General features: G+C 73.7%; 13 protein-coding genes. 2 read left to right on the top strand and 11 right to left on the bottom strand.

Annotation, left to right across the window (positions count from 1 at the left end; translation table 11 throughout):
• Positions 1–51: 51 nt before the first annotated feature.
• From ACIRFH_RS25355 to ACIRFH_RS25325, 7 genes are all read right to left on the bottom strand, one after another.
• Positions 52–1,338 carry a phosphatase PAP2 family protein gene (locus ACIRFH_RS25355; protein WP_403525010.1) on the bottom strand — a complete coding sequence of 429 codons (1,287 nt, stop codon included), beginning with the start codon at positions 1,336–1,338 and terminating at the stop codon, positions 52–54.
• A gap of 266 nt (positions 1,339–1,604) precedes the next feature.
• Entirely contained in the window at positions 1,605–2,576 is a 972-nt protein-coding gene (locus tag ACIRFH_RS25350; protein ID WP_403525007.1) for a fumarylacetoacetate hydrolase family protein, read from the bottom strand.
• Positions 2,577–2,700: 124 nt separating this feature from the next.
• The gene (locus ACIRFH_RS25345; protein ID WP_403525004.1) at positions 2,701–3,633 is read right to left on the bottom strand and encodes a VOC family protein; all 933 of its coding nucleotides are present in this window, start codon (positions 3,631–3,633) and stop codon (positions 2,701–2,703) included.
• Positions 3,634–3,637: 4 nt separating this feature from the next.
• Positions 3,638–4,666, bottom strand: a complete 1,029-nt coding sequence (locus ACIRFH_RS25340) for an amidohydrolase family protein (protein WP_403525001.1) — start codon at positions 4,664–4,666, stop codon at positions 3,638–3,640.
• Complete coding sequence (locus ACIRFH_RS25335; protein ID WP_403524998.1) at positions 4,663–5,793, bottom strand: FAD-dependent oxidoreductase; 1,131 nt, start codon at positions 5,791–5,793, stop codon at positions 4,663–4,665. Before ACIRFH_RS25335 ends, ACIRFH_RS25340 begins: the two co-directional genes overlap by 4 nt.
• A 23-nt stretch (positions 5,794–5,816) precedes the next feature.
• Positions 5,817–6,779: a cyclase family protein gene (locus tag ACIRFH_RS25330; protein ID WP_403524995.1), complete on the bottom strand. Its 963-nt coding sequence runs from the start codon at positions 6,777–6,779 to the stop codon at positions 5,817–5,819.
• On the bottom strand, positions 6,776–7,777 hold the full coding sequence (locus tag ACIRFH_RS25325) for a fumarylacetoacetate hydrolase family protein (protein WP_403524991.1): 1,002 nt from the start codon (positions 7,775–7,777) through the stop codon (positions 6,776–6,778). The genes ACIRFH_RS25330 and ACIRFH_RS25325 overlap by 4 nt, the downstream gene beginning before the upstream one ends.
• A gap of 127 nt (positions 7,778–7,904) precedes the next feature.
• Between ACIRFH_RS25325 and ACIRFH_RS25320 the strand changes: the two genes are divergently transcribed.
• Complete coding sequence (locus ACIRFH_RS25320; protein ID WP_403524988.1) at positions 7,905–8,831, top strand: LysR family transcriptional regulator; 927 nt, start codon at positions 7,905–7,907, stop codon at positions 8,829–8,831.
• Positions 8,832–8,998: 167 nt separating this feature from the next.
• Here ACIRFH_RS25320 and ACIRFH_RS25315 read toward each other — a convergent pair whose 3' ends face one another.
• The gene (locus ACIRFH_RS25315; RefSeq protein WP_403524985.1) at positions 8,999–11,062 is read right to left on the bottom strand and encodes a SpoIIE family protein phosphatase; all 2,064 of its coding nucleotides are present in this window, start codon (positions 11,060–11,062) and stop codon (positions 8,999–9,001) included.
• Between the two features lie 328 nt (positions 11,063–11,390).
• On the opposite strand from ACIRFH_RS25315, the gene ACIRFH_RS25310 reads away from it, so the two are divergent.
• Positions 11,391–12,383 carry an NADPH:quinone reductase gene (locus ACIRFH_RS25310; RefSeq protein ID WP_403525128.1) on the top strand — a complete coding sequence of 331 codons (993 nt, stop codon included), beginning with the start codon at positions 11,391–11,393 and terminating at the stop codon, positions 12,381–12,383.
• 99 nt (positions 12,384–12,482) lie between these two features.
• Here the strand turns inward: ACIRFH_RS25310 and ACIRFH_RS25305 are convergent, their stop codons facing one another.
• From ACIRFH_RS25305 to ACIRFH_RS25295, 3 genes are all read right to left on the bottom strand, one after another.
• Positions 12,483–12,713, bottom strand: coding sequence for a DUF5133 domain-containing protein (locus ACIRFH_RS25305; protein WP_403524982.1), 231 nt, complete (start codon positions 12,711–12,713; stop codon positions 12,483–12,485).
• A gap of 294 nt (positions 12,714–13,007) precedes the next feature.
• Complete coding sequence (locus ACIRFH_RS25300; RefSeq protein WP_403524979.1) at positions 13,008–13,424, bottom strand: VOC family protein; 417 nt, start codon at positions 13,422–13,424, stop codon at positions 13,008–13,010.
• A 10-nt stretch (positions 13,425–13,434) separates the two neighbouring features.
• Entirely contained in the window at positions 13,435–13,863 is a 429-nt protein-coding gene (locus tag ACIRFH_RS25295; protein ID WP_403524977.1) for a helix-turn-helix transcriptional regulator, read from the bottom strand.
• Between the last annotated feature and the right edge of the window lie 54 nt (positions 13,864–13,917).

Below are 13,917 nucleotides of genomic sequence, written 5' to 3'. Positions count from 1 at the left end.
GAGCGGCGTACGCCGGAGCCCCGTCGGACCGGACCGACGGGGCTCCGCGCCTCACACGAGTTCGGGCCGCGGTTCCGTGGTGTTCGGACCCGGTTCCGGCGCCGGCGCGGCCTTCGGATCCCACCGCCGGGTGGTCCGCACGTAGCCGTGGATCACCGAGGCCATCAGCAGGAGGAGCAGCGGCCCGAACAGCCACGGATGTCCGGCCATCTCCCTCGGCAGGAAGCGGTACGACACCAGCAGCAGGACGAAGACCGTCGTGCCGTGGGCGACCAGCCAGGTGGCCGACCGGTCCCAGCCGCGTGCGAGCGAGCGCATCGCCGCCTCGACCGTCAGCGCGAACACCACACCGGCGACGAGGTCCGTGCCGTAGTGGTAGCCGAAGCCCAGCGTCGCGGCGAGGGTGGCGGCCAGCCAGATCGCGCCTGCCCAGCGCACCGGCCGTGAGCCCTGGCGGGTGTGGATGAACAGCGAGGTGGCCCACGCCGTGTGCAGGCTCGGCATGCAGTTGCGCGGGGTGATCCCGTCGAACGGGATCGGGTGCGGGACGGTGACCGCCGGCAGCGTGCCGGGCCACACGTTCGCCGCCGCCCAGGAACCGCCCTCCGCGCCGTAGGCGAAGACCGGCCCGACGACCGGGAAGATCATGTAGACGATCGGTCCGAGCAGGCCGATGACCAGGAACGTGCGGACCAGGTGATGGCGCGGGAAGCGGCGCTCGACCGCCACGTGACGCAACTGGTAGAGCCCGATGAGGGCCGCCCCCAGCGGGAGCTGACTGTAGATCAGGTGGAGAGCGTGGTAGCCGGCCGGTCCCGTGGCCTCGACCAGCCGGCCGACCAGCCACGACGGGTCGCCCAGCGCGTGATCGGCGATCACCAGGTACGGATCGAGCACGGTCGGGCGGGTCTTCGACGTGATGAGCAGCCAGGTGTCGCCCGTCTTGTGACCGGCCACCAGCAGCAGGCCCAGCCCGGCGCCCTTCAGCAGCAGCGCGCGTTCGGCGCCGGTACGGCGTGTGACGGCGACGACCCCGCAGCCCAGGACCACCCACAGGGCGCCGTTGCCGAAGTTCAGCTCGGCGCCGGTCACCCAGCGCACCAGCAGGAAGACGACGTCGACGCCGATCGCGGCACCGGCCGCGACGAGCCGCTGCCGCCAGGTGAGCACCACCATCGTCAACGCCAGCCCGGCGTACAGCAGCGGGCCCGACCTGGGGGAGAAGATCACCTCGCGCGCCTGCTGGACGATCGGCCCCGGCTGGCCGTAATGGCGCGCGGCGTATTCCAGCACGACGAGGAATCCGAGGGTCGCCACGCCCGCGGTGGTCCACAGCATCGCTCGTGGCCGGCGCCGGGCGGTGAACACAGAAGCGCGGTCTGCCCGCCCGGGTATTCGTGGAGGAGTATTTTTCAACGGAGTGGCTCGTCTGTCGGATAGGGGCGGAGTGGGTCGCTTATTACGCTGTTCGGCATGGTTTCCCGGTGGAGAGCGGACGATCAGGGGGATCGCCGTGAGTTCGAACATGCTAACGGCACGGTGCGCCGCCCCTGGTGAAGACCGGCGACTCGCCCTCCGCGCGGGAGCCCCCGGGCACGGGCCGGTCAGGGCCGCTCGCGGGGGCGGCGCCGGCCGGACGGCAGCGGTACCGGCGGCACGCCGGGGACCACGGTGTTGGTCAGGGTGCCGATGCCCTCGACCGTGAGGGCGACCGAGTCGCCCGGCTTCAGCGGCGGCGGGTCCTGCTCGCCGCGCAGGCCCCACAGCTCGGCGAGGCAGCCGCCGTTGCCGCAGGTGCCCGAGCCGAGGACGTCACCCGGAACGACGCGGGTGCCGCGGGAGGCGTACGCGGTCATCTCCTCGAACGTCCAGCTCATGTTGGACAGCAGGTCCTCGCCGACCACCCGGCCGTTGACCTCGGCGGTCAGGGCGAGGCGCAGGAAGCCGTCGGCGTCCCGGTGCGGTTCCAGTTCGTCGGCGGTGACCAGGTACGGGCCGAGGGTGGTGGCCGTGTCCTTGCCCTTGCAGGGGCCGAGGCCGACCTTCATCTCCGCGCCCTGGAGGTCGCGCGCGGACCAGTCGTTGAACACGGTGTAGCCGACGATGTGGGCACGGGCCTGCTCGGGCGTGAGGTCGCGGCCCTCGCGTCCGATGACGGCGGCCACCTCGAGTTCGAAGTCGAGGACGGCCGAGCCGGGCGGCACGGGGATGTCTTCCTGATCGCCGTACACGGCGTGCGGGTTGGTGAAGTAGAAGGTCGGCGCCGCGTACCACTGCTCGGGCACGCCGGCCACGCCGTCCACGGAGCGGCGTACGCCCTCGACGTGTTCCTCGAAGGTGACGAAGTCGCGTACGGAGGCGGGGGTGAGCGGAGGAAGCAGCCGCACCTGGGAGACGTGCGGGCCCGGCGGGACGTCGAGGGCCTGCCGCCCGGCGTCGAGCAGCCCGGGCAGGCCGTCCGTCCCGGTGAGCAGCGCGGACAGCGAGGAGACGCCCGGCAGCGGGAAGAGGGTGCCGTCCTCCTCCACGACGGCCACGCGGTGGCGGTGGCGGTGTTCGTAAGTGGCGAAACGCATGGGATCGCTCCTGGCGGCGAGGACGGGGAGAGGCGGAGGGGAAGTGCGGGAGCGGACCGGGGACGCGACGGTGGCCGTCAGGGCGTGGAGACCACCGTCGCGTCCCCGGGGACGGGGCGCGGGATCAGACCGGCGGGGCCACGAACACGCCGCGGTCGGGGTCGTTGAAGGACTCCTTGGCGACCAGCTCGTTCATGGCGTTGGCGGTGCCCCACTGGTCGGTGACCTCGGGCCGGGAGAAGTCGTAGACGTGGGGGTGCCAGGTGTCCTCGTCCAGGCACTCCAGCTCGGTGGTGTACTCGACGGTGTTGCCGTGCGGGTCGAGGAAGTACGTGAACGTGTTGTCCCCGGCCATGTGCCGGCCTGGCCCCCAGATCTTCCTGAAACCGGCCCGCATGACCCGGCCCGAGCCGCGCATGTACTCGTCGAGGCCGCGCATCTCGAAGGAGACGTGGTGCAGCGAGGTGTGCGGGCCCCGCGCGATGGCCATCGAGTGGTGCTGGTTGCTGATCCGCATGAAGTGCATGACCTCGCCCATGTGCGGCGAGCTGAGCGTGTCGGAGAGGGCGAAGCCGAGGTGGCGCTCGTACCACTCGCGGGTGCGGTTCAGGTCGGGGGAGTTGAGGACGACGTGGGAGAGCTTGACCGGGATGGCCTCCTTCTCCTCGATCCTGCGGTGCTGCCTGACCTCGACGTCGGCGGAGACCTCGATGGTGCGGCCGTCCACGTCGAAGAAGCGGAAGCCGTAGCCGCCGCCGGGGGTGTCCACCGTGCCCGGCCGGGAGATCAGCCGGACCCCGCCCGCGAGGAGCCGCTCGGCGAGGGTGTCCACGTCGGCGGCGGACGCGGCGCCGTAGGAGACGAGGTCGAGGCGCTTCTCCTCGGCCTTGCGCAGCCGCACCACGTACTGCTCCGGGGAGCCCTCGGCGGCCAGGAAGGAGATGCCGGAGTCCTCGGCGACCTTGGTCAGGCCCCAGACGCCGGCGTAGAAGTCGAGCTGCTTGTCGTAGTCGGGCACGGCGAGGTCGACGTGCCGCAGGTGGGTGAGCAGACGCATGATGTCAGTCCTTCCGAAGGAGGGCGGCGGCGTTGCCGCCCCGGACGGCGTGGAAGTCGGCCTCGGGCAGGCGTGCGGCGCGCAGGGCGCCGAGCGGGTCCTCGGTGCCCATGTCGAAGGGGAAGTCGGACCCGAGGAGCACCCGGTCGGCCCCGACGGCCCGGACCAGCTCGCGCAGTACGTGCGGGTCGTGGACGAGGGAGTCGAAGTACAGCCGCCTGAGGTAGCTGCTGGGCGGGTGCGCGCAGCCGGAGCCGGCGTCCGGACGCGTCGACCAGGCGTGGTCGGAGCGGCCGATGTGGGTGGGCAGGTAACCGCCGCCGTGCGCCGCGACCACCGTCAGCCCGGGGTGCCGGTCGAGCACCCCGGAGAAGATCAGGTGCGAGAGCGCGACGGCGTTCTCGGTGGGCTGGCCGACGGTGTTGGACAGGTACCACCGGTCCAGGCGCTCGTCGAGCGTGCAGCCGAAGGGATGCAGGAAGACGATCGCGCCCGTCTCGGCGGCCCGGGCCCAGAAGGGCTCGTACGCCGGGTCGGACAGTTCCCGGCCCGGGGCGTGGCTGGAGATCTCCACCCCGGACAGGCCCTGTTCCAGGGCGTGTTCGAGCGCGGCCACCATCAGGCCGGGGTGCTGGAGCGGGACCAGTCCGAGCCCGCGCAGCCGCTCGGGGGCGGCCGAGCAGTGCGCGGCCGTCGCCTCGCCGGCCAGGCGGTACACCTTCTCGGCCGTCTCCTCGTCCGTCCAGTAGTGGTAGTGCGAGGGAGAGGGGCTGACCAGCTGCACGTCGACGCCCTGCGCGTCCATCGCGGCCAGGCGCACGGCGGGGTCGGTCAGTCGCGGGACGCGCTCGCGCACCATGGGTCCGCTCACCGCGAGGGCGGCGGGGCCGTTGCGCCGGGCGTCCAGCTCCCGTGCCCCGGCGTGACCGGGCAGACCGGCGACGAGCGCGTCGATCTCGGGCAGCAGGACGTGCGCGTGCGCGTCGACGGTCGGGGCGTGCGCGTCGGTGGTCGGGACGGCGGACGGGGTCACGGCAGCTCCCGGAGCATCGTCATGGTGCGGCCCATCAGCCCGGGCACGTCCGCGTCGCGCACCCCGTCCAGCTGCCACTGACCGACCTGCACGGACGCCTCGACCACGGGCCGGACGCGGGTGACGCGCCGCTCGTAGTAGGCCTGGAACAGCGCGTCGTCCCAGGTCTCGGCGCCGGTCAGCAGCTCGGCGAGGACGAGCGCGTCCTCCAGCGACAGGGCGGCGCCCTGGGCGAGGGTGGGCGGGCAGCAGTGGGCGGCGTCGCCGACGAGGACGACCCGGCCGCGGTGCCAGGAGCCCTCCACCAGCATCCGGTCGAACCACGTGTAGTTGACCTTCGCCGGGTCGGTGATGTGCGCGGTGATCTCCGGCCAGTGGCCGCCGTAGGCGGAGGCCAGGCGCCGCATCTCGTCGGCGTACGACTCGGCGGGTATCGAGGCGCGGTCACGGTTGGCCTCGACGACGTACGCGTACAGGGTCGTCTCGCCGGTGGGGCAGTAACCGGCGATGTAGGCCGGGCCGCCGTAGGCGAGGTCGGTGCGGGTCACGCCGGCCGGGCGGGGGGCCGCGACGCGCCAGATGGCCATGCCGGTCGGCTCGGGCTTCGCCGTGACGCCGATCGCGGCGCGCGTGCGGGAGCCGAGACCGTCGGCGGCGACGACCAGGTCGTAGCGGGCCTCGGTGCCGTCGCTGAGGCGTACGGAGACGCCGTCGGCGTCCTGGTCCAGGATCTCGGCGGTGGTGCCCAGGCGGACACGGGCGCCGCTCGCCCGGACGGCGTCGATCAGGATCCGCTGGAGCCGGGGGCGCTGCATGCCGACGGTGGCGGGCAGGTCGTCGCCGCCGGTGCGCAGGTCGTCCTGGACGTGCAGGACGGTGCCGTCGGGGGCGGTGATGCCGACCGAGCCGAAACCGAAGCCGGACGCCTCCACCTGCTCCCACACGCCGAGTTCGCGCAGCACGCGCAGGGCGTTGCCCTGGAGGGTGATGCCGGAGCCGGCGGTGGCGTTCCAGTCGTCCTTGGCCTCGATCAGGTCCACGGCGAGACCGGCGCGGCGCAGCAGGATCGTCACGGCGTTGCCGGCCGCGCCGCCGCCGACGACGAGGACCGTGCGGGGCTGGGTCATGAAGAACTCCTTCGTTCCTCGGTCTACTTGACCGCGATCGGGTTGACGGGCGAGCCGACCGCGCCGGTGATGGGCAGGGGCGCCGCGGTGAGCCAGAAGGCGTACGCGCCGTCGGCCGCGCAGTCCTCGGCGAGGGCGTCCAGGTCCCACATCTCGCCGATCAGCAGCCCGATGTGCGGGATGGCGACCTGGTGCAGCGGCTGGAAGGCGTGCTCGAACTCGTTCGGGCGGACCTCGAAGCCCCAGGTGTCGGTGGCGATCGCGGCGATCTCGGTGCCGTGCAGCCAGCCGGCCGTGGTGAACGACAGGCCCGGCGCGGGGCCGCCCGCGTAGTCGCCCCAGCCCTCGCGGCGGACCCGGGCCAGCTGCCCGGTGCGCACCAGCACGATGTCGCCGCGCCCCACGGTCACGCCCTGGGCCTCGGCGGTGGCGGTGAGGTGCTCCTCGGTGATGGCGAAGCCGTCGGGCAGTTCGCCGTTCTCACCGACCGCGCGGCCGACGTCCAGCAGGACACCGCGTCCGGCGACGTGGGGGGCCAGGTGCTCGATGCCGGTGACCAGGTCGCCGTCGGAGGTGACGACCTTCTCCGCCGGGCGGCCGTTCCACGCCCTGCCGTGGTCGAAGATGTGGCCGAGCCCGTCCCACTGCGTGGAGCACTGCAGCGGCATCGCGATGACGTCGTCGGCGCCGCCGATGCCGTGCGGGAAGCCCTGGTTGCCGAGGGCGGCGTCGGTGCCGGTGTCGAGCATGGTGTGCACCGGGTTGGTGCGCCGGCGCCAGCCCTTCTGGGGGCCGTTCATGTCGAAGCTCTGGGACAGGGAGAAGCTGACGCCCCGCCGGATCAGGGCCGCGCCCTCGCGGCGCTTGGCCTCGTCCAGGAAGTTGAGGGTGCCGAGCACGTCGTCCGCGCCCCAACGGCCCCAGTTCGAGCAGGCCTCGACGGTGCGGGCGATCGAGCCCTCGGGGTCGGTGCGGTCCAGGGTCACGAGGCCGCCTCCGCGACGCACCGGGTGCGCTGGGCGCCGAGCCCGGTGATCGAGGCGTCCATGACGTCGCCGTCGCGCAGCAGCCGTCCCCAGTGCATGCCGTTGCCGGCCGGGGAGCCGGTGAGCACCAGGTCGCCGGGCAGCAGCCGGGCGGTCTGCGAGGCGTAGGACACCATCCGCGCCACGTCGAAGATCATGTCCTTGGTCGACTCGTCCTGCATGGTCTCGCCGTTGAGCTTCAACGTCAGCCGCAGGTCGCCCGTGTCCCCGACCGAATCGGCCGGCACGATCCAGGGGCCGAGGGGCGTGAAGCCGGGCGCGTTCTTGCTGCGCAGCCAGTCGGTGCCGATCTGCGGCATGTCCCGGCGGAAGACCGTGGCGCGGTCGGTCAGATCGTTGGCGATCGTGTACCCGGCGACATGGCCGAGGGCCTCCTCGACGGACACCCGGTGGGCGGGCCGGCCGATGACGGCCGCCAACTCCAGTTCCCAGTCGGGCTTCTCGGCCCAGGCCGGGAGCACGACGTCGTCGTAGGGGCCGGTGATCGCACTCGGCAGGCCGATGAAGACGTACGGCAGGTCCTCGGCCGCCCGCCGGTCCATGATCTCGGCGGCCTCGGCGCGCCGCTCCTCCTCGGGCCGGTCGTCCCCCGGAGCCCGGTGGGCGACGTGCAGGTCGATCACGTGCTGCCGGTAGTTGGCCCCCGACTGGAAGACCTGCCGCGGCTCCACCGGCGCGTGCACGCGGAAGTCCGACAACGGCTCACGGGAGGGGGCGCCGTCGGCGGCGAGCGTCCGCAGCCGCGGCAGGGCCGTCTCCCAGGCCTCCAACAGGCCCCGGACGGTGAGCCGTTCGTCGCCGAAGGCGACGCGCAGGTCGAGCACCGTGGCGTCGGGAGCGACGAGGGCGGGGAAGGCCGGCCCGTCCGGGGCCGAGAGCGTGGCGAGGGCGAACGGACCGGCGAAGAGCACGGACGCGGGTTCGGGTTTCACGGACATGTCCTCCTGATTGCGGTGCGACTAATCTGGACCCGCCACCTGTGATCAGAGAAATCGATTCCATGGATGAGAGGCATCCACAGCGTCGATGCATGCTGGTCGGGGCCGTACAGCAGGAGGAAGACCCGTGAATCTGAGCCGTCTGGACCTCAACCTCGTCGTCGCCCTGCGCGCCCTGCTGGAGGAACGCAACGTCACCCGCGCCGGCCGACGCGTCGGGCTCAGCCAGCCCGCGATGAGCGCCGCCCTGGCCCGGCTGCGCCGCCACTTCGACGACGACCTGCTCGCCCGCGTCGGCGGGCACTACGAACTCACCGCCCTCGGCCAGGTCCTGCTCGACCGCACCGCCACCGCGTACGCCGTGCTCGAACGCCTCTTCGCCAGCCAGGCCGACTTCGACCCCGCCGGGGAGAGCCGTGAGTTCAAGCTGGTCGCCTCCGACTACGCCGTCGCCGTCTTCGGAGCCGAACTCGCCCGGGTCGTGCACGAGGAGGCCCCCGGCATCCGGCTGCGCTTCGCCCAGACCCCGCCCTCCGTGGTCGACGACACCGCCACGCTGCTGAGCGCCGGCGACGGACTGCTCATGCCGCACGGCGTCATCAGCGGCTTCCCCGCCACCGACCTCTACGAGGACCGCTGGGTGTTCCTCGTCGCCGACGACCACCCGGGCGTCGGGGACCGCCTCACCCGGCAGGACCTGGTCCGGCTGCCCTGGGTCACCTACCAGCGCACCTACGACGCCCCGGCCGTACGCCAGCTCGGCATGCTCGGCGTCGAACCCCGGGTCGAGGTCTCCGTGGACGGCTTCCAGCTGCTGCCGCTGCTGGTGGCCGGCACCCGGCGCATCGCCCTGGTGCAGGCACGCCTCGCCCGCCTCCTCGCGCCGATCGCCGCCGTCCGGGTGCTGGAACCGCCGTACGAGGCGGTGCCGCTGCGGGAGGCGATGTGGTGGCACCCGGTGCACACGCACGACGCGGCCCACATCTGGCTGCGGGAGACCGCCGCGCGCGTCGGCAGGCGCATGACCGACGCGCGGGGACGGGACGGCGGGTGAGGAACGGACGCGTCCATGCGGCGCGTCGGGCACACCGGCCGGACTGCCGGGGCGGGAGCCTCAAGTGCGCCGGCCGGGCTGCCGGGGGGCGGAAACCTCCGGTGGACCGGCCGGGCCACCGGGGGAGGGGTCCTGTACGGCCGCGCCGGGACGGTCGCAGGACCCGGTCAGCCACCGGGGCGTATGAGGAGCAGGGCGATGTCGTCGCCCGGGGCGGGCGCGTGCCGGACGAGGGTGTCGGCCATGGCGTCGAGATCGGTCGGATCCGCGTGTTCGAGGAGCCCGGCGAGGGCGGCGGTCGCGTCGTCGGGGTCCACACCGGGGGCCTCGACGAGCCCGTCGGTGTAGAGGGCGAGCACGGACCCGTGCGGCAGCGGGACGTCCAGGGCCGGATAGGAGGTGTCCGGCTCGATGCCCAGCAGCAGGCCAGGAGTCACCCGCAGCAGTTCGATGCGTCCGTCGGCATGGCGCAGCAGCGGCGGCGGGTGGCCGGCGGTGGCCACGCACGCGCGACGCCTGGCGAGGTCGAGGTGGACGTAGACACAGCTGGTGAACAGGCCGGGGTCGAGATCGGTGAGCAGGCGGTTGGTGCGGGCCAGGACATCGGCGGGGGACGCGCCCACGGTGGCGTGGGCGTGCACGGCGGTGCGGACCTGCCCCATGAGGGCCGCGGCGTCCACGTTGTGTCCCTGCACGTCGCCGATGGCGGCGCCGGCCGTGTGCGCGTCGAGGCGGATGAGGTCGTAGAAGTCGCCGCCGATGCCCAGGCCCCGGGCGGCCGGCAGATAGCGGGCGGCGATCCTCAGCCCGGGGATCCGGGGCAGCGTGTGCGGCAGGAGCGCGGACTGCAGACGGTGCGCGAGGTGGTCCTTGGCGTCGTAGAGCCGGGCACGGTCCAGGGCCTGCCCGACCAGACCGGCCATGGAGGTGAGCACGGCGCGCTCGCCGGGCGGGAAGGTCCGGGGATGGTCGTAGGCGAGCAGGAGCGAGCCGATGGGGCGGCCGGACGCGATCAGCGGCAGAAGGGCCCATGACGCCATGCCGTCCTCGTGGCGGGTGGACGGGTAGGCGCGCTCGAGGTCGGCGAAAGTCGGGAAGAAACCCGGGACGCCGGTGGTCAGGACCTCGCTGCCGGGGATGTCCGAGCTCAGGGGGATCCCGTCGAAACGGCTCATCAGCTCGATGGCGTAACCCCGGTGGCCGAGGATCCTCAGGCGGCCGTCCTCGGACGCCATCACCACCATCGCCTGCGCGCCGAGGGCGGGCAACAGCTGGTCCGCGGTCTGCTCGACCACGTCCTGGACGCCGACGACCTCGGTGAGGGTGGCGGCCAGGTGCATCAGGTGGTACAGCACGGAGGCGCGGCTGGGGCCGGCGGCCGGGCCGGACGGGGACGCGAGCGCGTCCTCGGTGGGATCGCTGCGCCGGACGCGGACGCTGATGCCGGACGGATCCGGGTACAGCTCGAAGGACAGCCACACGTCCGGGGGACGCAGCACCGTGAAGGCCTGGGGCCGTCGGCTGACCACCGCGGCCCGGTAGCGGTCCTCGACCAGGGGGACGTCCATCCACGGCAGCGACTCCCAGGGCAGCGTGCCCAGCAGGCCGTCCGCGTCACGGCCGAGGAGGCCGGCGGCGGCCGGGGTGATGAACGTGAGGCGGCCGTCCGTGTCCAGCGCGCAGGACCCACCGGGCAGACGGTCGACGAACGCCGAGACCGCCCTCGCCTCGTCGGGGGAGAGGGGGCGCCCGGTCGGCGGCGGCAGTATCCGCGGCCGGTCGGCCGGCAGCACCGGCTCACCGCGGTCCTCCGCCTGCTGCAGGAGGCCGCCCAGCCGGCGGCAGCCGCTCTCGATCGCGTCGCGCTCGCGCCGGCTCAGCCGGTCCGGACGGCCTCCGGGCCACAGCAGGACCAGCCCGCCCCGCAGCGCGGTGTCCGAGAGGACCGGTGCGGCCGCCAACGAGAACTCGTACGGCAGGACGAGCGCCGGCCGCGGGTACTGGCGCGCCATCTCCTCCTGGCCGGCGATCCAGACGAGGTGCCGTTCGCGCACGGCGTCCGCCACCGGCATGGGGTCGGTCAGCGCGACCCGCCGCCACGGAGCCGCGATCTCCTGCGGCACCCCCGCCACCAGTTCCAGCCACAACGCGTCACCGCCCGGCGGCAGCACGTACAGCAGCCCGCCGAACGCCCCGCACTCCCGCACCACGGCGGCCATGACGGCGTCCATCAGCCGCCCGCTCCCGCCCGCGGCGGGGCGGACCCCGACGCACGGGCCGCGGACCGTCGCCTCCCGGACCCCGGCCCGCTCACCCCGGCCCGTCGGCCGGACCGAACATCACCCATAGGCGGACACTACGCCCCGCCCGCCACCCTGGCATCCGGTCACCGGGACGGTCCTGTCGAGGGGGTTCTGGCGTGGTGCGCGGCGTGCGGGGGGGGCACCGGAGGCTGCCCGTGCGTGGCATCGGGCTCATGATCGGGTGGTACGGCGTCGTCGTACCCGACGCGCCCCGACCCCAGGAGGAGCCATGCCGGTCAGCGCAGTCCCCGACGTGATGCGGGCCGCCTGCATCGACGCCGTCGGCCCGGCCGACGCCATCCGGTACGGGACGCTCCCCGTGCCGCCCGTCGGGCCCACGGACGTGCTCGTCCGCGTCGAGGCCGTCGCCGTCGATCCCGTGGACACCTTCGTACGGTCCGGGGCCTACGCCACTCCGCTCCCGTTCCCCTTCGTCGTCGGACGTGACCTGGTGGGCGAGGTCGCGGAGACCGGGAGCGGCGCGGCGGGCTTCACGCCCGGGCAGCGGGTGTGGTGCAACAGCCTGGGCCACGCGGGCCGGCAGGGGGCCTGCGCCGAGTACGCGACGGTCGCCGCCGACCGGCTCTACCCGGCACCGCCCGGCATCGCCGGGGAGCACCTCGTCGCGGCCGCCCACCCGGCGGCGTCGGCCTGGCTCGCGCTGTTCCGGCACGGGAGGCTGAGGTCCGGCGAGACCGTGTACGTCGGCGGCGGGGCCGGCAACGTGGGCGGCGCCGCCGTCGCACTGGCCGCCCGGGCCGGTGCCCGCGTGATCGCGACCGCGCGTGCCGAGGACGCCCCGGCGGTCCGCGCCCTGGGCGCCGCGGAGGTCCTCGACCACCGGGCGCCCGGGCTCGGCGAGCACCTGCGCCGGGCCGCGCCCCGCGGATACGACCTGCACCTCGACACCTCCGGGCACGGCGTGCTGGCCGACTCCGTCGACCTGCTGGCGCACGGCGGGCGCCTGGTCGCCATGGTCGGGCTGGGCGGCGGCCCCTCGGCCCTGCCGTTGGGCCGCCTGTACACCAAGGACGCGAGCATCGTGGGCTTCGCCATCAGCAACGCCACGACCGCCGACCTCGCCGAGGCGGCCGGAGGGGTCGTGAGCGTCCTGCGCGACACCCCGTGGCGCCCGCGCATCGCCGACCGCCTGCCGTTGTCGATGACGGCCGAGGCGCACCGGCGACTGGAGGCCGGCACGGTGAGGGGCCGGCTGGTCCTCGTCCCGGCCGGCCGGGACGGCGCGTGAGTCCGGCGGCCCGTCCTCCGCGGGCGGGCACCGCCGCCCGCTCGCCCGACCGCGCCGCGACCGCCGGACACCGCCGAACCGGCCCCGGCCGAAGGCCCGTCACGCCGAGGCGATGACGGAGTCGTCCGTCGGCCGGGCGCCGGGCAGCTGGTGGCGGGCGGCCGCCAGGGCGGAGTCGATGTCCCGGGTCCCGGTGGCGATGCACAGGGTGTAGGACACGTCCTCCAGCCGCTGACGGGCCTCGGGCGTGCCGTGCTCGGCGTGCAGGGCCTGCAGGGACGCGTACTGCCTGAGCAGGTCGGTCAGAACGGCGGGGTGGGCCATGAGCATGGGAGTTCTCCCTCGTGCGAAGGTCGGGCGGGGCTGGTCAGACATCGGCCGGCACCGGACGGGGAGGAGGCCGTCCGTCGACGCGGCCGTGCCGTGTGCGGTCGCTCCGGCTGTTCATCGCGTGTGCTTCCTCCCGTCTCACCTGGTCGAACGGTCACGGAAGGCACCGGGGGCGCTTCGAGGAGCGAACCGACGGCCACCGCCGCGACGGGCCTGTCGTCCCAAGCACCTGGCACGCCGAATGCCCCCCGGCGCGGGGCTCAAACCGTTACCGCCGAAACCGGATCGCGGGGTTCACGTCCCGAGGGGCTGGGTGAAGCGCAGCAGGTTGCCGGCGGGGTCGCGGAACGCGCAGTCGCGGACGCCGTAGGGCTGGTCCATCGGCTCCTGCAGCACCTCGGCGCCCGCGGCGCTGACGCGCTCGAAGGTGGTGTCGCAGTCGTCCGTCGCGAAGATGACGCCGCGCAGCAGGCCCTTGGCCATCAGCTCCGCCATGGCCCGCTTGTCCGCCGGTGAGACATTGGGGTCGGCGGCGGGCGGTTCCAGGACGATGTTCACGTCCGGCTGCGCGGGCGACCCGACGGTCACCCAGCGCATCCCCTCGAACCCGACGTCGTCGCGCACCTCGAGGCCGAGCACGTCGCGGTAGAAGGCGATCGCCCGGTCGTGGTCGTCGACGGCGATGAAGCACTGGGAGAGCTTGATGTCCATGCCGCTCACGCTACGGCCGCACGGCGGGCCCCGCTTCTCTCTTTCTGACCGGCCGCGTGTGGATCTTGGCCATACAGGCCGGGACGGCGGCACCGGGGCCGTGGTCCCGGGCCCGGTAGGCGCTCGGGCTCTCGCCGACCAGCTCCGTGAAACGCGAGCTGAACGACCCCAGCGACGTACAGCCGACCTCGAAGCAGACCTCGGTCACCGTCAGGTCGCCGCGCCGCAGCAGCGCCTTGGCCCGCTCGACGCGGCGGGTCATCAGATAGCTGTAGGGCGTCTCGCCGAACGCGGCGCGGAAACTGCGGGAGAAGTGCCCCGGTGACATCAGGGCCTCCCGCGCCAGCGCGGGGACGTCCAGCGGTTCGGCGTAGTCCCGGTCCATCCGGTCGCGCGCCCGCCGCAGCCGGACCAGGTCGTCGAGTGTCGGCCGTCCCATGCGGCGAGTCTCCCACGGCCCGGACGGGCCGAGCCACCCCGGAGCCGGTCGCGG

It is taken from the genome of Streptomyces sp. NPDC093586, from assembly GCF_044764905.1.
In the GTDB taxonomy this organism is placed as follows: domain Bacteria; phylum Actinomycetota; class Actinomycetes; order Streptomycetales; family Streptomycetaceae; genus Streptomyces.
This window is presented reverse-complemented; position numbering and strand designations above follow the sequence as displayed.